Source organism: Bradyrhizobium sp. RD5-C2 (assembly GCF_019972155.1).
Taxonomy (GTDB): Bacteria; Pseudomonadota; Alphaproteobacteria; order Rhizobiales; family Xanthobacteraceae; genus Bradyrhizobium.
In genome coordinates this window covers 24,081-39,399 of sequence record NZ_BOVL01000006.1, presented here as the reverse complement: position 1 = coordinate 39,399, position 15,319 = coordinate 24,081, and the positions used below count along the sequence as shown (strand labels likewise).

Annotated in this window: 16 protein-coding genes; 1 reads left to right on the top strand and 15 read right to left on the bottom strand. The window is 64.1% G+C overall.

The window, feature by feature from the left end; all coding sequences use genetic code 11:
* The 15 genes from BraRD5C2_RS05115 to BraRD5C2_RS05045 all read right to left on the bottom strand — a co-directional run bounded on the left by BraRD5C2_RS05115 (position 1) and on the right by BraRD5C2_RS05045 (position 13,942).
* Positions 1–1,515, bottom strand: coding sequence for an NADH-quinone oxidoreductase subunit M (locus BraRD5C2_RS05115; protein ID WP_223967247.1), 1,515 nt, complete (start codon positions 1,513–1,515; stop codon positions 1–3).
* On the bottom strand, positions 1,516–3,603 hold the full coding sequence (nuoL, locus tag BraRD5C2_RS05110; RefSeq protein ID WP_223967246.1) for an NADH-quinone oxidoreductase subunit L: 2,088 nt from the start codon (positions 3,601–3,603) through the stop codon (positions 1,516–1,518).
* A gap of 8 nt (positions 3,604–3,611) precedes the next feature.
* On the bottom strand, positions 3,612–3,920 hold the full coding sequence (nuoK, locus tag BraRD5C2_RS05105) for an NADH-quinone oxidoreductase subunit NuoK (RefSeq protein ID WP_027537255.1): 309 nt from the start codon (positions 3,918–3,920) through the stop codon (positions 3,612–3,614).
* Positions 3,917–4,555 (bottom strand): NADH-quinone oxidoreductase subunit J, encoded by a 639-nt coding sequence (locus BraRD5C2_RS05100; protein WP_223967245.1) that lies wholly within the window; start codon positions 4,553–4,555, stop codon positions 3,917–3,919. The genes nuoK and BraRD5C2_RS05100 overlap by 4 nt, the downstream gene beginning before the upstream one ends.
* 9 nt (positions 4,556–4,564) lie before the next feature.
* On the bottom strand, positions 4,565–5,059 hold the full coding sequence (gene nuoI / locus BraRD5C2_RS05095; RefSeq protein ID WP_097673576.1) for an NADH-quinone oxidoreductase subunit NuoI: 495 nt from the start codon (positions 5,057–5,059) through the stop codon (positions 4,565–4,567).
* 7 nt (positions 5,060–5,066) lie between these two features.
* Positions 5,067–6,137, bottom strand: coding sequence for an NADH-quinone oxidoreductase subunit NuoH (gene nuoH, locus BraRD5C2_RS05090; RefSeq protein ID WP_223967244.1), 1,071 nt, complete (start codon positions 6,135–6,137; stop codon positions 5,067–5,069).
* 10 nt (positions 6,138–6,147) lie between these two features.
* Positions 6,148–8,223 carry an NADH-quinone oxidoreductase subunit NuoG gene (nuoG, locus tag BraRD5C2_RS05085; protein WP_223967243.1) on the bottom strand — a complete coding sequence of 692 codons (2,076 nt, stop codon included), beginning with the start codon at positions 8,221–8,223 and terminating at the stop codon, positions 6,148–6,150.
* A gap of 9 nt (positions 8,224–8,232) precedes the next feature.
* The gene (gene nuoF / locus BraRD5C2_RS05080; protein ID WP_223967242.1) at positions 8,233–9,558 is read right to left on the bottom strand and encodes an NADH-quinone oxidoreductase subunit NuoF; all 1,326 of its coding nucleotides are present in this window, start codon (positions 9,556–9,558) and stop codon (positions 8,233–8,235) included.
* A gap of 19 nt (positions 9,559–9,577) precedes the next feature.
* Positions 9,578–9,802 carry a hypothetical protein gene (locus tag BraRD5C2_RS05075; RefSeq protein ID WP_223967241.1) on the bottom strand — a complete coding sequence of 75 codons (225 nt, stop codon included), beginning with the start codon at positions 9,800–9,802 and terminating at the stop codon, positions 9,578–9,580.
* Positions 9,802–10,413 carry an NADH-quinone oxidoreductase subunit NuoE gene (nuoE, locus tag BraRD5C2_RS05070; RefSeq protein ID WP_029080758.1) on the bottom strand — a complete coding sequence of 204 codons (612 nt, stop codon included), beginning with the start codon at positions 10,411–10,413 and terminating at the stop codon, positions 9,802–9,804. Before nuoE ends, BraRD5C2_RS05075 begins: the two co-directional genes overlap by 1 nt.
* Before the next feature lie 41 nt (positions 10,414–10,454).
* Positions 10,455–11,651: an NADH-quinone oxidoreductase subunit D gene (locus BraRD5C2_RS05065; RefSeq protein ID WP_223967240.1), complete on the bottom strand. Its 1,197-nt coding sequence runs from the start codon at positions 11,649–11,651 to the stop codon at positions 10,455–10,457.
* Positions 11,648–12,265 (bottom strand): NADH-quinone oxidoreductase subunit C, encoded by a 618-nt coding sequence (locus BraRD5C2_RS05060; RefSeq protein ID WP_223967239.1) that lies wholly within the window; start codon positions 12,263–12,265, stop codon positions 11,648–11,650. Before BraRD5C2_RS05060 ends, BraRD5C2_RS05065 begins: the two co-directional genes overlap by 4 nt.
* A 10-nt stretch (positions 12,266–12,275) precedes the next feature.
* Positions 12,276–12,866: a NuoB/complex I 20 kDa subunit family protein gene (locus BraRD5C2_RS05055; RefSeq protein ID WP_050402390.1), complete on the bottom strand. Its 591-nt coding sequence runs from the start codon at positions 12,864–12,866 to the stop codon at positions 12,276–12,278.
* Entirely contained in the window at positions 12,857–13,222 is a 366-nt protein-coding gene (locus tag BraRD5C2_RS05050; RefSeq protein ID WP_223967238.1) for an NADH-quinone oxidoreductase subunit A, read from the bottom strand. The genes BraRD5C2_RS05055 and BraRD5C2_RS05050 overlap by 10 nt, the downstream gene beginning before the upstream one ends.
* 204 nt (positions 13,223–13,426) lie before the next feature.
* Entirely contained in the window at positions 13,427–13,942 is a 516-nt protein-coding gene (locus BraRD5C2_RS05045; RefSeq protein ID WP_223967237.1) for a MarR family winged helix-turn-helix transcriptional regulator, read from the bottom strand.
* A gap of 150 nt (positions 13,943–14,092) precedes the next feature.
* On the opposite strand from BraRD5C2_RS05045, the gene BraRD5C2_RS05040 reads away from it, so the two are divergent.
* Positions 14,093–15,283, top strand: a complete 1,191-nt coding sequence (locus BraRD5C2_RS05040; RefSeq protein ID WP_223967236.1) for an aromatic ring-hydroxylating dioxygenase subunit alpha — start codon at positions 14,093–14,095, stop codon at positions 15,281–15,283.
* Positions 15,284–15,319 lie beyond the last annotated feature (36 nt).

Here is a 15,319-nt window from a genome sequence, read left to right as displayed (position 1 = left end):
TTACTGCGTAACCAGCGCGGCTGCCTTCACGGCAGTCACGGCGGTGTTGTAATTGTTGACGAGCTGCTGCACCGAGGCGGCCGACATGTCGAGCACCGGCTTCGGGTAGACGCCGAACAGGATGGTCAGCGCGATCAGCGGGAACAGCGTCACGCATTCGCGGAAGGTGAGATCCTTGATCGACATCAGCGACGGCTTGACCAGCGCGCCGAACACCACCTTGCGGTAGAGCCAGAGCGCGTAGCAGGCCGACAGGATCACGCCCGTGGTGGCGAAGAACGCCGTCGGCAGCGAGATCTTGAAGGTGCCGAGCAAGGTCATGAACTCGCCGACGAAGCCGCTCGTGCCGGGCAGACCGACATTGGCCATGGTGAAGACCATGAAGGTCATCGCATAGAGCGGCATCCGGTTGACGAGGCCGCCATAGGCCGCGATCTCGCGGGTGTGCATGCGGTCGTAGACGATGCCGACGCAGAGGAACAGCGCGCCGGAGACGATGCCGTGCGAGATCATCTGGAACATGCCGCCGGCGACGCCCTGCGTGGTCACCGCGAAGATGCCCATGGTGACGAAGCCCATATGCGCGACCGAGGAGTACGCGATCAGCTTCTTCATATCCTCCTGCATCATCGCCACCAGCGAGGTGTAGATGATAGCGATGACCGACAACGTGAACACGAACGGCGCAAAGTCGTGCGAGGCCAGCGGGAACATCGGCAGCGAGAAGCGCAGGAAGCCGTAGCCGCCCATCTTCAGCAGGATCGCGGCCAGGATCACCGAGCCCGCCGTCGGCGCCTCGACATGCGCGTCAGGCAGCCAGGTGTGCACCGGCCACATCGGCATCTTCACCGCGAACGAGGCGAAGAAGGCCAGCCACGCCCAGGTCTGCATCGAGCGCGGCACCGCGGTGTGCATCAGGGTCGGGATGTCGGTGGTGCCGGCGTTCCAGTACAGCGCCATGATGGCGAGCAGCATCAGCACCGAGCCAAGGAACGTATAGAGAAAGAACTTGAACGAGGCGTAGACCCGGCGCGGACCGCCCCAGACGCCGATGATCAGGAACATCGGGATCAGGCCGCCCTCGAAGAACAGATAGAACAGCACGAGGTCGAGCGCCGAGAAGGTGCCGACCATCAGCGTTTCCAGGATCAGGAACGCCATCATGTATTCGCTGACGCGCTGCGTCACCGACTTCCAGCTCGCGATGATGCAGAGCGGCATGATCGCGGTGGTCAGGATGATCAGCGGCAGCGAGATGCCGTCGATACCCATGTGATAGGTGATGCCGGTGGCGAGCCAGGATGTCTTCTCGACGAACTGGAAGTCGGACTGCGCGGGATCGAAACGCGCGACCAGGACCAGCGACACAGCGAAGGTGATCAGCGTGGTCCACAGCGCGATCCAGCGCGCCGTGCGGCTCGCGGTCTCGTCGCCGCCCCGCGCCAGCAGGTAGACCAGGATCGCGCCGACCGCCGGCAGGAAGGTCGTGACGGAAAGGATGGGCCAGGTTGTCATTTACTGGCCTCCCAAGCCGAACATGAACCAGGTGATCAATCCGGCGGCCCCGATCAGCATCGCGAATGCGTAGTGATAGAGGTAACCGGTCTGCAATTTCACGACGTTGCGGGTGATGTCGAGCACGCGGGCCGAGACGCCGTCCGGACCGAAGCCGTCGATGACGAAGCCATCGCCCTTCTTCCACAGCGTATAGCCGAGCCACTTCGCCGGGCGCACGAAGATCCACTCGTACAACTCGTCGAAGTACCATTTGTTGAGCAGGAACTGGTACAGCATCGGCTGCTGGTTCGCGAGCTCGACCGGCAGGTACGGCCTGCGGATGTAGAACAGGTACGAGATGAACAGGCCGAGCGCCATCATCACGGTGGGCAGTGGCGCGAGCCAGCTCGGCATATGCTCCATGTCCTCGAGGATGTGCGGGTTCATCTTGATGGACTCGCGGAAGAACTCCTCGACCCCGTGCGGGCTGGCGAACACTTCCTTGAACGGCAGACCCGCCAGGATCGAGCCGGCGGCAAGCACGCCGATCGGCACCAGCATCCAGACCGGGCTCTCATGCGCCGCCTCATAGTGCTTCTGGTCGTGCGGCTCGCCGAAGAACGTCTTGAAGATCAGGCGCCAGGAGTAGAACGAGGTCAGGCCGGCGGCCACGATCGTCATCAGATAAGCGTAGGTCGCGAACGGGTTGTGTGCGGCGTAGGCCGCCTCGATGATCGCGTCCTTGGAGAAGTAGCCGGCGAACAGCGGGAAGCCGGTCAGCGCCAGGGTGCCGATACACATCACCGCGAAGGTGTACGGGATCTTGCGCCACAGGCCGCCCATGTTGCGGATGTCCTGCTCGTGGTGCATCGCGTAGATCACCGAGCCGGAGCCCAAGAACAGCAGCGCCTTGAAGAAGGCGTGCGTGAACAGATGGAACATGCCGACCGAATAGGCCCCTGCTCCCATCGCTACAAACATGTAGCCGAGCTGCGAACAGGTCGAGTACGCGACGATGCGCTTGATGTCGTTCTGCACCAGGCCGATCGTGGCGGCGAAGAACGCCGTGGTCGCACCGAAGAACATCACCACCGCCTGCGCGGTCGGCGACAGCTCGAACAGCGGTGACAGCCGCGCCACCATGAACACGCCGGCGGTGACCATGGTCGCGGCGTGGATCAGCGCCGACACCGGGGTCGGGCCTTCCATCGCGTCCGGTAACCAGGTGTGCAGCAGGAACTGCGCCGACTTGCCCATCGCGCCCATGAACAGGAACAGGCAGGTCAAGGTCAGCGCGTCGGGGTGCCAGCCGAAGAAGTCGATGGTCTTGCCGGTCAGTCCGGGCGCGGCGTGGAAGATGGTCTCGAAGTCGGTCGAGCCGACCAGCGCGAAAATCGCGAAGATGCCGAGCGCAAAGCCGAAGTCGCCGACGCGGTTGACCACGAACGCCTTGATCGCCGCCGCATTGGCTGACGGCTTCTGGTACCAGAACCCGATCAGCAAGTAGCTTGCCAGACCGACGCCCTCCCAGCCGAAGAACAGCTGCACGAGGTTGTCCGAGGTCACCAACATCAGCATCGCGAAGGTGAACAGCGAGAGATAGCCGAAGAAGCGCGGCCGGTTCGGATCCTCGTCCATGTAGCCGATGGAATAGAGGTGAACGAGCGCGGACACGGTGTTGACCACGACCAGCATGACGGCGGTCAGGGTGTCGACCCGCAGCGTCCAGGCCACCTGCAGGTCGCCCGAGGTGATCCAGGGCAGCAGCACGACGCGCGCGTCATGGTGCATGAAGCCGACATCGACCAGCGTGAACCAGGACAGCGCCGCCGACACGAACAGGAGGCCCGTGGTGATCAGTTCGGCCAGCCGGGAGCCCGCCGCCGCCGGCTCGGCGACGTGGTGGTCGTCGTGGCCGTGGTCATCATGGCCGTGATCGTCGTGGGCCGCCGAGGCATGGGCGTCAGAAGCATGGGCGTCGTCATGCGCGTCGTCGTGACGGTCGACGGTATCGCCGCTCGGGCAGCGCGCATGCGCGCCGACCAGCGAGATGATGCCTGCGAGGATGGCGCCCAGCAGCGGCAGGAATACGATTGCCTGTATCATTTGCCGGACTAGCCCTTCATCAGATTGACGTCTTCAACCGCGATCGAACCGCGGTTGCGGAAATACACCACCAGCACGGCAAGGCCGATCGCGGCCTCGGCTGCCGCCACCGTCAGCACCAGCAGTGCGAACACCTGGCCGACGATGTCGCCGAGGAAGGTCGAGAACGCCACCAAATTGATGTTGACCGAGAGCAGGATCAGCTCGATCGACATCAGGATGACGATGATGTTCTTGCGGTTGAGGAAGATGCCTAGGATCCCGAGCGTGAACAGGATCGCGCCGACCGCCAGATAGTGCCCTAGCCCGATCGTCATTTCACCCACTCCGCCGCATCGGCATCCTGCAGGCCCTGCCCCGACACCACCTTGCGCATCGCCATCGCCATCTCCGGCGTGCGCGCGTTCTGCACATTGATGTTCTGCCGCTTGACGTTGGCCTTGTGGCGCAGCGTCAGCACGATGGCGCCGATCATCGCGACCAGCAGCACCATGCCGGCGAGCTGGAAGTAATGGATGTACTTCGTATAGAGCACGAGGCCGAGCGCCTCGGTGTTGCTGATATTGGTCGGGATCGCCGCCGTGATCGTCTTGGTGACCTGCGGGTTGATCACCCAGGCGCCGACTACGAGCAGCAGCTCGAACAGGAAGATGCCGCCGATCACGATGCCGACGGGCAGATACTGGATGAAGCCCTCGCGCAGCTCGACGAAGTCGACGTCGAGCATCATGATCACGAACAGGAACAGCACCGCGACGGCGCCGACATAGACCACGATCAGCATCATCCCGAGGAACTCGGCGCCCATCAGGATGAACAGGCCCGAGGCGTTGACGAACGCCAGGATCAGATAGAGCACGGAGTGCACGGGATTGCGCGAGACAATCACCATGACCGCCGAGGCCACACAGGCCGCGGCGAACAGATAGAAGAACAGCGCCGGAAGGATCATGCCCTCACCTCACCGGTACGGCGCGTCGAGCGCGATCGACTTCGCAATCTCGCGCTCCCAGCGGTCGCCATTGGCGAGCAGCTTCGCCTTGTCATAGTAGAGTTCCTCGCGGGTCTCGGTCGCGAATTCGAAGTTCGGTCCCTCGACGATGGCGTCTACCGGGCATGCCTCCTGGCACAGCCCGCAATAGATGCACTTCACCATGTCGATGTCGTAGCGCACCGTGCGGCGGGTGCCGTCGTTGCGGCGCGGGCCGGCCTCGATCGTGATCGCCTGCGCCGGGCAGATCGCCTCGCACAGCTTGCAGGCGATGCAACGCTCCTCGCCGTTCGGATAGCGGCGCAGCGCGTGCTCGCCGCGGAAGCGCGGCGAGATCGGCCCCTTCTCGAAGGGATAATTCAGCGTCGGCTTCGGCTTGAAGAAGTAGCGCATGGCGAGAACGAACGCCGAGACGAATTCCGAGAGCAGAAGCGAGCGGGCTGTTGCGTTGACGTTGACACTCATGACGACCTCACTTCGGCGCGATGCCGGCGAATTGCAGCACACCGGCCACGATCACCACCATCGCCAGCGACAGCGGCAGGAACACCTTCCAGCCGAGGCGCATTAGTTGATCGTAGCGGTAGCGCGGCACGATCGCCTTCGCCATCGCGAACATGAAGAACATGAAGAACACCTTGAGGGCGAACCAGACGATGCCCGGAATCCAGGTGAACGGCGGCAGGTTGACCGGCGGCAGCCAGCCGCCCAGGAACAGGATCGACGCCAGCGCGCACATCGTGGTGATCGCGACATACTCGCCGAGCATGAACAGGAGATACGGCGTCGAGCCGTATTCGGTCATGAAGCCGGCGACCAGTTCGGATTCCGCTTCGACCAGGTCGAACGGCGGACGGTTGGTCTCCGCCAGCGCCGAGACGTAGAACACCACGAACATCGGGAACAGCGGCCAGACATACCAGTTCAGGATGGTGAGCTGCGGCAGGCCGATCAGGTGCGCGAGCCCGCGGCTATTCTGGGCCTCGACCACCGCCGACAGGTTCAGCGAGCCGACGCAGAGCAGCACGGTGATGATGACGAAACCGATCGAGACCTCGTAGGACACCATCTGCGCCGCGGAGCGCAGCGCGGCCAGGAACGGGTACTTCGAGTTCGACGACCAGCCGGCCATGATGACGCCGTAGATCGACAGCGACGAGATCGCGAAGATGTAGAGAATGCCGACATTGATGTCGGAGATCACCCAGCCGAGATTGAACGGGATCACGGCCCAGGCGGCCAGCGCCAGGATACACGAGACCAGCGGCGCCAGCAGGAACACGCCCTTGTTGGAGCCGGACGGAATCACCGGCTCCTTCAGCACGAATTTCAGGAGGTCGGCGAAGGATTGCAGCAGGCCGAACGGGCCGACCACGTTGGGGCCGCGGCGGATCTGTACCGCCGCCCAGATCTTGCGGTCGGCGAGCAGGATGTAGGCAATCGCGATCAGCAGCACGACGAGCAGCAACAGGCTTTCCGCGACCATGATGATCAGCGGCCAGAGGAAGCCGGTCCAGAACGCGCTTGCGAAGAATTCAGCCATCAGGTCACGCTCACTCCGCTGCCGTCAGCATTCGGCCCGACGCCAGCCGCGAGCATTCCGCCATCACGGCAGAGGCCCGCGCGATCGGGTTGGTCAGATAGAAATCCTCGATGGTCGGCTTGAATGCCGCCTTGTCGATGCTGCCGCCCTTACCGGCCAGCGCCTTGACGTCATCAGCCTTGCCGGCCTCGATCTGGTCGAGCCGCATCAGATGCGGAGCGGTCTTGAACATCGCCTGGCGCAGCGCCTGCAGCGAGTCGAACGGCAGCTTCTTGCCGAGCACGTCGGACAGCGCGCGGATGATCGCCCAGTCCTCGCGGGCTTCACCCGGCGGGAACGCGGCACGGTTGGCGATCTGCGCCCGGCCCTCGGTGTTGACGAAGATGCCGGACTTCTCGGTATAGGCGGCGCCTGGCAGGATCACGTCGGCGCGGTGCGCGCCCTTGTCGCCATGGGTGCCGATATAAACGACGAAGGTGCCATCCGGCGCCTTGATCTCGTCGGCGCCGAGCAGGAACAGCACGTCGAGCGTGCCGAAGGTCGTCATCTGCGCCGTGGTCAGGCCACCGCCTGCCGGCGAGAAACCGATATCGAGCGCGCCGGCGCGCGAGGCGGTGTCCTGCAGCACGGCAAAGCCGTTCCAGCCGTCCTTCAGCGCACCGACATCGACGGCGAGCTTGGCAGCCTGCGCCAGCACCGCCGCGCCGTCATGCCTGGTGTAGGCACCGGCGCCGACCAGGATGATCGGGTTCTTGGCGTTCTTCAGCACGTCGGCAAAGGAGTGCTTGCCGGCCACGAGGTCGGCGAGCGTGTCGGTGCCTGCACCGAGATAGTCGTGGTCGTAGGTGAAATCGGCCTTGGCGCCGATCATGCCGACCTTGAGCCCGCCGGTGCGCCAGCGCTTGCGGATCCGCGCGTTCAGCACGGCGGCTTCCTTGCGCGGATGCGAGCCGACGATCAGGATCGCGTCGGCCTGGTCGATGCCTGCAATGGTCGGGTTGAAGATGTAGGAGCCGCGGCCGGCCTCGGCGTCGAACGCGTCGCCGCCCTGCACTGCCAGATTGACCGAGCCGAACTTCGCGAGCAGCTCCTTCAGCGCATACATTTCATCGACCGCGGCGAGATCGCCGGCGATCGCACCGATCCGCTTGCCGTCGATGCGGCCGGCCTTGGCGGCGATGGCAGCAAAGGCTTCCTGCCAGATCGCAGGCTTGAGCTGACCGTTCTCGCGCACATAGGGCCGGTCGAGGCGCTGCGTGCGCAGGCCGTCGACGACGTGGCGGGTCTTGTCGGAAATCCATTCCTCGTTCACCGCCTCATTGATGCGCGGCAGGATGCGCATCACCTCGCGGCCGCGGGTGTCGACGCGGATCGCGGAGCCGACACCGTCCATGACGTCGACCGACTGCGTCTTGCCGAGTTCCCAGGGGCGCGCCGCGAAGGCATACGGCTTCGAGGTCAGCGCGCCGACCGGGCAGATATCGACGAGGTTGCCCTGCAGCTCCGAGCTCAGCGCCTGCTCCAGATAGGTGGTGATCTCCATGTCCTCGCCGCGCCCGGTCGCGCCCATTTCCGGCGCGCCGCAGACTTCGGCGGAGAAGCGGACGCAGCGCGTGCACTGGATGCAGCGGTTCATCGAGGTCTTGACCAGCGCGCCGAGATACTTGTCCTCGACCGCGCGCTTGTTCTCGGCGAAGCGGCTGGTGTCGACGCCGTAACCCATCGCCTGGTCCTGCAAGTCGCACTCGCCGCCCTGGTCGCAGATCGGGCAGTCCAGCGGATGGTTGATCAGCAGGAATTCCATCACGCCTTCGCGCGCCTTCTTCACCATCGGCGAACGGGTCGAGATTTCCGGCGGCTCCCCCTTCGGGCCCGGACGGCAGTCGCGCACGGCCCAGGCGCAGCTTGCGACCGGCTTCGGGCCGCCCTTCACCTCGACCAGGCACATCCGGCAATTGCCGGCGATCGACAGCCGCTCGTGATAGCAGAAGCGCGGAATCTCGGCGCCTGCCGCCTCACACGCCTGCAACAGCGTGTACTCCGGCGGCACATCGATCTCTTTGCCATCGACGATGATCTTGCTCATGTCTCTTCTCTACTCCGCCGCGACCATATGGACGGGATCACGAACGCCCTGATCGTCGAGATCGGCCTTGTGCGAATACTGATCGATGCGCTCTTCAATCTCGTGACGGAAATGCGCAATCAGACCCTGGATCGGCCACGCTGCTGCGTCGCCGAGCGCGCAGATGGTGTGGCCTTCGACCTGCTTGGTGACCTCGAGCAGCATGTCGATCTCGCGCTTGTGGGCGCGGCCGTCCGCCATGCGGGTCAGGACGCGCCACATCCAGCCGGTGCCCTCGCGGCACGGCGTGCACTGGCCGCAGCTCTCATGCTTGTAGAAATACGAGATGCGCGCGATCGCCCGGATCAGGTCGGTCGACTTGTCCATCACGATGACGGCCGCGGTGCCGAGGCCCGAGCGCAGCTTGCTCAGACTGTCGAAATCCATCGGCGTGTCGATGATCTGGTCGGCCGGCACCATGCGCACCGACGAGCCGCCGGGGATCACAGCCTTGAGGTTGTCCCAGCCGCCACGAATGCCGCCGCAATGCTTCTCGATCAGTTCGCGGAACGGAATCCCCATCGCCTCTTCGACGTTGCAGGGCCGCTCGACGTGACCGGAGATGCAGAACAGCTTGGTGCCGACATTGTTCGGCCGGCCGATGGCGGCGAACCAGGCGGCGCCGCGGCGCAGGATGTCGGGCGCGACCGCGATCGACTCGACGTTGTTGACGGTAGTCGGGCAGCCATAGAGGCCGACATTGGCCGGGAACGGCGGCTTCAGCCGCGGCTGGCCCTTCTTGCCCTCGAGGCTTTCGAGCAGCGCGGTTTCCTCGCCGCAGATATAGGCACCGGCGCCGTGCGCGACATAGATGTCGAACGGCCAGCCGTTGATATTGTCCTTGCCGACCAGCTTGGCCTCATAGGCCTGGTCGATCGCCGCCTGCAGCCGCTCGCGCTCGCGGATGAACTCGCCGCGGATATAGATGTAGCAGGCATGCGCGCCCATCGCGAAGCTCGCGAGCAGGCAACCTTCGACCAGGAGATGCGGATCGTGCCGCATGATCTCGCGGTCCTTGCAGGTGCCGGGCTCGGACTCGTCGGCGTTGACGACGAGATAGCTCGGACGGCCGTCCTTGGATTCCTTGGGCATGAAAGACCACTTCATGCCGGTCGGGAAGCCCGCACCGCCGCGGCCGCGCAGGCCCGACGCCTTCATCTCATTGATGATCCAGTCGCGCCCCTTGTCGATGATCCCCTTGGTGCCATCCCAGGCGCCTCTGCGGCGCGCGCCCTCGAGGCCCCAATCATGGAGGCCGTAGAGGTTCTTGAAGATGCGGTCCTTGTCGTCGAGCATGCTCAAAACTTTCCGAACATCACCGATTGGCTTGGGAGTAAGCGAGCCCGGCGGCACAGCCGCCGAACACGATGGCCCACAACAGGCTGGATTCCAGCGTGGCGCTCAGGCCGTAACGTTGCAGCAGGAACATGAAGCCGGCTGCGACCGTGGTATGCAGGGCGATCGTGCGCCAGGCCTTCATCGCAGCGCCCCTCTCCGCCTTGTTTTCCTGCGCGTTTGCCAGCACCTGAAAGCCTCGCATCAGGTGGTTTCCTTCAGCGTCGTCGGCCCGCCTGCGGGCGCCGAGAACTGTCGGTCGACCTGCGGGCCCGGCTTCGGCGGATTGCCGGCGGCAAACCCGTCGAGCACCTTGCCGAAGCTTTCCTTGGTCAGATCCTCATAGGTGTCCTTCCAGATCAGCACCATCGGCGCGTTCACGCAGGCACCTAAGCACTCGACCTCTTCCCACGAGAAGTTGCCGTCCTTCGACAACTGGAAGGGATCGTGATGGATACGATGCTGGCACACCTCGATCAGGTCGGCGGCGCCACGCAGCCGGCACGGCGTGGTGCCGCAGACCTGGACATGTGCCTTCTTGCCGACCGGCGAGAGCTGGAACATGGTGTAGAAGGTCGCGATCTCCAGCATGCGAATATGCGGCATCTCGAGCAGGTCGGCGACGGCGCGGATCGCCGCTTCCGAGACCCAGCCGTCATGCTGCTCCTGCACACGCCACAGAATCGCGATCGCAGCCGAAGCCTGACGGCCCGGTGGATACTTCTCGATCTGCTTCTTGGCCCAGGCAAGATTCTCGTCCGTGAACGTGAAGCTCGCGGGCTGCAATTCCTTCGGGGCAAGGCGGCGGACGGACATCGATCAAACTCTCATTGCGCACGGTGCGGATGTGGACATCATCACCGGTCGACCTCGCCAAACACGATGTCCAGCGAGCCAAGGATGGCGGAAACGTCGGCCAGCAGATGGCCCTTGCAGATGTGATCCATCGCCTGCAGATGGGCGAAGCCCGGCGCGCGGATCTTGCACTTGTAGGGCTTGTTGGTGCCGTCGGCGACGAGATAGACGCCGAACTCGCCCTTCGGCGCCTCGACCGCGGCGTAGACCTCGCCGGCCGGCACGTGCACGCCTTCGGTGTAGAGCTTGAAGTGATGGATCAGCGCTTCCATCGAGCGCTTCATGTCACCACGGCGCGGCGGCGCGATCTTGTTGTCCTCGACCACGACCGGGCCCTGCCCGTCCGCGGCCTTCAGCTTCTCGATGCACTGCTTCATAATGCGCACCGACTGGCGCATCTCTTCCATGCGGATCAAATAGCGGTCGTAGCAGTCACCGTTCTTGCCGATCGGAATGTCGAAATCCATCTCGGCGTAGCACTCATACGGCTGCGACTTGCGCAGGTCCCAGGCCGCGCCCGAGCCGCGCACCATCACGCCGGAGAAGCCCCACTCCCAGGCTTCCTTCAGCGGCACCACACCGATATCGACGTTGCGCTGCTTGAAGATGCGGTTGCCGGTGAGCAGCGTATCGAGGTCGTCGACGACCTTGAGGAACGGATCGCACCACGCCTCGATATCGTCGATCAGCTTCAGCGGCAGATCCTGGTGCACGCCGCCGACGCGGAAGAAAGCCGCGTGCATGCGCGAGCCCGAGGCGCGCTCGTAGAACACCATCAGCTTCTCGCGCTCTTCAAAACCCCACAGCGGCGGGGTCAGCGCGCCGACGTCCATCGCCTGCGTGGTGACGTTGAGCAGATGGGAAAGAATGCGGCCGATCTCGCAGTACAGCACGCGGATGAGCTGGCCGCGACGCGGCACCGTGATGCCGAGCAGCTTCTCCGCCGCGAGGCAGAACGCGTGCTCCTGGTTCATCGGCGCGACGTAGTCGAGCCGGTCGAAATACGGAATCGCCTGCAAATAGGTCTTGTGCTCGATCAGCTTCTCGGTGCCGCGGTGAAGCAGGCCGATATGCGGATCGACGCGCTCGACGACTTCGCCGTCGAGCTCCAGCACGAGACGAAGCACGCCGTGCGCCGCCGGATGCTGCGGGCCGAAGTTGATGGTGAAGTTACGAAGATCTTGCGGTTGCTCGTTCATGGCTTCGGCTCCGCCTTGGCCTTCTCGTCACCGGGCAGCGGATAGTCCGCGCCTTCCCAGGGCGAGAGGAAATCGAACTTGCGGAATTCCTGGTTGAGCCGGACCGGCTCGTACAGCACTCGCTTCTCCTGGTCGTCGTAGCGAACCTCGACGAAGCCGGTGAGCGGGAAATCCTTGCGCAACGGATGGCCGTCGAAACCGTAATCGGTCAGCAGGCGGCGCATGTCCGGATGCCCGACGAAGATCACGCCGTAGAGATCGTAGGTCTCGCGTTCGAACCAGTCGGCTCCGGGGAAGACACCGATGATCGAAGGCACCTGCGTGGTCTCGTCGGCCTGGCCGCGCACCCGGATACGCGTGTTCAGCGTCGGCGACAGCAAATGGTAGACGACATCGAAACGCTTCTCGCGGCTCGGATAGTCGACCGCGGTCACATCGGTGAAGTTGACGAAGCGGCAGTTCGGATCGTCACGCAGAAAACTGACGACGTCCACGATTCTGCCAATCTCGACGTCGATAGTGAGTTGATTGAACGCGACCGAGTGCGCCGTGGCGGCGCCCGGAAGCGCGCTCACGATCGTCTGCCCAAGGGCGTCGAGCTTGCCGTCGTCCATGCCTGAAACCTTAGCGTTCGATAGTGCCGATACGGCGGATCTTCTTCTGCAGCAGCAGCACGCCGTAGAGCAGCGCCTCCGCCGTGGGCGGGCAGCCCGGCACGTAGATGTCGATCGGCACGATGCGGTCGCAACCACGCACCACCGAGTAGGAATAGTGGTAGTAGCCGCCGCCGTTGGCGCAGGAGCCCATCGAGATGACGTAGCGCGGCTCCGGCATCTGGTCGTAGACCTTGCGCAGCGCGGGCGCCATCTTGTTGGTCAGGGTGCCCGCGACGATCATCACGTCGGACTGTCGCGGCGAGGCGCGCGGCGCAAAGCCGAAGCGCTCGACGTCGTAGCGCGGCATCGAGACCTGCATCATCTCGACCGCGCAGCAGGCGAGACCGAAGGTCATCCACATCAGCGAGCCGGTACGCGCCCAGGTGATCAGGTCATCGGCCGCGGCGACGAAGAAGCCCTTGTCGGACAGCTCGTGATTGACCTCGAGGAAAAACGGATCATTGGCGCCGACCGGCTTGCCGGTCGACGGATCGAGAATGCCTCTCGGCGCCTGCGCAATCGCCGGCTGCGAGGATGCGGCGGTGGGGCTCAATCCCATTCGAGCGCGCCTTTCTTCCATTCATACGCGAACCCGACCGTCAGCACGGCCAGGAACACCATCATCGACCAGAAACCGGTCGCGCCCAGTTTTCCGAACGCCACGGCCCAGGGGAACAGGAACGCCACTTCGAGATCGAAGATGATGAAGAGGATCGCCACCAGATAGAAGCGGACGTCGAACTTCATGCGGGCGTCATCAAAAGCGTTGAATCCGCATTCATAGGCGGACAGCTTTTCCGGATCCGGCGACTGGAACGCGACGATGAACGGCGCGATCAGGAGCGCCAGCCCGATCAGGCTCGCTACCCCGATAAAGACCACAAGTGGGAGATAATTCTGCAGGATGCCGGTCATCGGCGAGGCCTTCTTGCTGCGGTTTCGGACGTCCCGCAGATTCGTTGATTGGAATTGTTCTTGAGGCTTTAGCGCAGCGCAACAGGGGGCGCAAGACAAGCAATTTTGACGCTTTTACCGTCCCTCCCGCGGGCTCTTTGCCGCATCAGGCGGAAGCGCTTGCCACAACAGGGACCGCCGCCGGCGCCCTGCGCTCTTCCCATATCAGCCCAGCTCCCGCTCGACCGCGAGCATCTCGGCCGCGGCCAACGTCAGCCGGTCGATATGTCCAAGTAGCAACTCAATATCCTGCGGACCAAGCTGTTCCAGCAGGCGCCGGTTTCGCTCCTGCGCGCCGGCCACAATGGCGTCATGGGCGGCGAGCCCGGCTTTGGTGAGGGAGACAAGTGTTTCCCGATTGTCACGCGGATTGGCGGCCTTGGCGACCAACTTGCGCGCGACGAGCTCGGCGAGCGCCCGGCTGATCTGCCCCTTGTCCATGCCGACGGCTTCGGCAAGCCGCACCACGCTCATCGGCGGCCGCCGGCCGAGCGAGGCAACCAGGCCGAACTCGACCGACGACAGACCTGTCAGGCGCTTGTAGCGCAGCAACGCACCGCGCCTGAGCAGATTCGCCAGCACCATCAGTCGCGACGACATCATCGCGGTGATCGGCGCCAGCTCGGCGTCAACCACCGCCTCCGGCGGCAAGGCCCTCGCAGTCCTGAACTTCTCGGTCATCGCCAACCTCTGCCAACAAAGCTGATCGCTGCCAAGCTAATCGAGATCGTTGACATTGTCATCGATATATCGTTGACTTCGTCAACAACGCTGACTGCCATCAACGACACAGCGACCGTCGGCAAGAATCCGGCGGCGGGAGGAAACAGCATGACGATGACCCAGCTCGACCGCGATCTCGGCACGGCCTATGCGATGAAGCCGTCCACCACCCGGACCCAGCTCACCTCGGTCGTCCGCGGCACACCGATGGGCGAGCTGTTGCGCCGCTACTGGCACCCGATCGGCCTTTCCAGCGACGCCACCGATATCCCCAGAAAAGTCCGTGCGCTCGGTGAGGACCTGATCCTGTTCCGCGACCGGCATGGCCGGGTCGGCCTGCTGCATGCGCGCTGCTGCCATCGCGGCACCACACTCTATTACGGCAAGGTCGAGGAAGACGGCATCCGCTGCTGCTACCACGGCTGGAAATTCGACACCGAGGGCCGCTGCCTCGAACAACCCTGCGAGCCCGAAGGCGGCCTGTTCAAGGACAAGGTGCGCCAGCCCTGGTATCCGGTGCAGGAACGCTACGGCCTGATCTTCGCCTATATGGGCCCGGCGGATAAGCAGCCGGTGCTGCCGCGCTACGAGTGCCTGGACAATATGGACGACGGCGAGTTCGTCGAGGCCGACGATTCCTCGATCGGCGGCGGCGGGCCTGCCGTGATCCCCTGCAACTGGCTGCAGCATTTCGAGAACGTCGCCGACCCCTATCACGTGCCGGTGCTGCACGGCTCGTTTTCGGGGCCGCAATTCACGACCATGATGGCCTCGATGCCCGAGGTGAAGTTCGAGATGTCGCCGCGCGGCGTCGCGGTGCGCTCGATCCGCAGGCAGGACGACGGCAAGGTGTTCTATCGCGTCACCGAGGCCGCCCTGCCCACGCTCCGCGTCGTGCCCAACCCGCGGGTCGCGCAATTCGCCCGCGTCGAATCGATCGGCTGGACCCTGCCGATCGACGACACCTCGTTCCGCATCTATGTCGCCGGCCGGGTCAAGAAGTCAGGCGATATCGGCCGGATGCGCTCGAAGTTCAACGGCAAGTTCTGGTGGGACATGACGGAGCAGGAGCACCAGCAATTCCCCGGCGACTACGAGGCGCAGGTCGGCCAGGGGCCGGTGACGGTTCATTCGGAAGAGCATTTCGGCCAGAGCGACCGCGGCGTCCTGATGATCCGCCGGATGCTCTCTGACCAGCTCGAGGCCATGGCCGCCGGCCGCGACCCGATCGGCGTGTCGTTCGATGCCGATGCCGAGCCGGTGGAATTCGAAGCAGGGAATTACATCCGCGAGGGGTAAGGCCCGCGCGCAAAGCAAACAAGAAAAGACAAAAAT

Excerpts from the sequence above, each read along its gene's own strand:
- BraRD5C2_RS05115 (WP_223967247.1), bottom strand. The coding sequence starts at position 1,515 with ATGACAACCTGGCCCATCCTTTCCGTCACGACCTTCCTGCCGGCGGTC.
- nuoL (WP_223967246.1), bottom strand. The coding sequence starts at position 3,603 with ATGATACAGGCAATCGTATTCCTGCCGCTGCTGGGCGCCATCCTCGCA.
- nuoK (WP_027537255.1), bottom strand. The coding sequence starts at position 3,920 with ATGACGATCGGGCTAGGGCACTATCTGGCGGTCGGCGCGATCCTGTTC.
- BraRD5C2_RS05100 (WP_223967245.1), bottom strand. The coding sequence starts at position 4,555 with ATGATCCTTCCGGCGCTGTTCTTCTATCTGTTCGCCGCGGCCTGTGTG.
- nuoI (WP_097673576.1), bottom strand. The coding sequence starts at position 5,059 with ATGAGTGTCAACGTCAACGCAACAGCCCGCTCGCTTCTGCTCTCGGAA.
- nuoH (WP_223967244.1), bottom strand. The coding sequence starts at position 6,137 with ATGGCTGAATTCTTCGCAAGCGCGTTCTGGACCGGCTTCCTCTGGCCG.
- nuoG (WP_223967243.1), bottom strand. The coding sequence starts at position 8,223 with ATGAGCAAGATCATCGTCGATGGCAAAGAGATCGATGTGCCGCCGGAG.
- nuoF (WP_223967242.1), bottom strand. The coding sequence starts at position 9,558 with ATGCTCGACGACAAGGACCGCATCTTCAAGAACCTCTACGGCCTCCAT.
- BraRD5C2_RS05075 (WP_223967241.1), bottom strand. The coding sequence starts at position 9,802 with ATGCGAGGCTTTCAGGTGCTGGCAAACGCGCAGGAAAACAAGGCGGAG.
- nuoE (WP_029080758.1), bottom strand. The coding sequence starts at position 10,413 with ATGTCCGTCCGCCGCCTTGCCCCGAAGGAATTGCAGCCCGCGAGCTTC.
- BraRD5C2_RS05065 (WP_223967240.1), bottom strand. The coding sequence starts at position 11,651 with ATGAACGAGCAACCGCAAGATCTTCGTAACTTCACCATCAACTTCGGC.
- BraRD5C2_RS05060 (WP_223967239.1), bottom strand. The coding sequence starts at position 12,265 with ATGGACGACGGCAAGCTCGACGCCCTTGGGCAGACGATCGTGAGCGCG.
- BraRD5C2_RS05055 (WP_050402390.1), bottom strand. The coding sequence starts at position 12,866 with ATGGGATTGAGCCCCACCGCCGCATCCTCGCAGCCGGCGATTGCGCAG.
- BraRD5C2_RS05050 (WP_223967238.1), bottom strand. The coding sequence starts at position 13,222 with ATGACCGGCATCCTGCAGAATTATCTCCCACTTGTGGTCTTTATCGGG.
- BraRD5C2_RS05045 (WP_223967237.1), bottom strand. The coding sequence starts at position 13,942 with ATGACCGAGAAGTTCAGGACTGCGAGGGCCTTGCCGCCGGAGGCGGTG.
- BraRD5C2_RS05040 (WP_223967236.1), top strand. The coding sequence starts at position 14,093 with ATGACGATGACCCAGCTCGACCGCGATCTCGGCACGGCCTATGCGATG.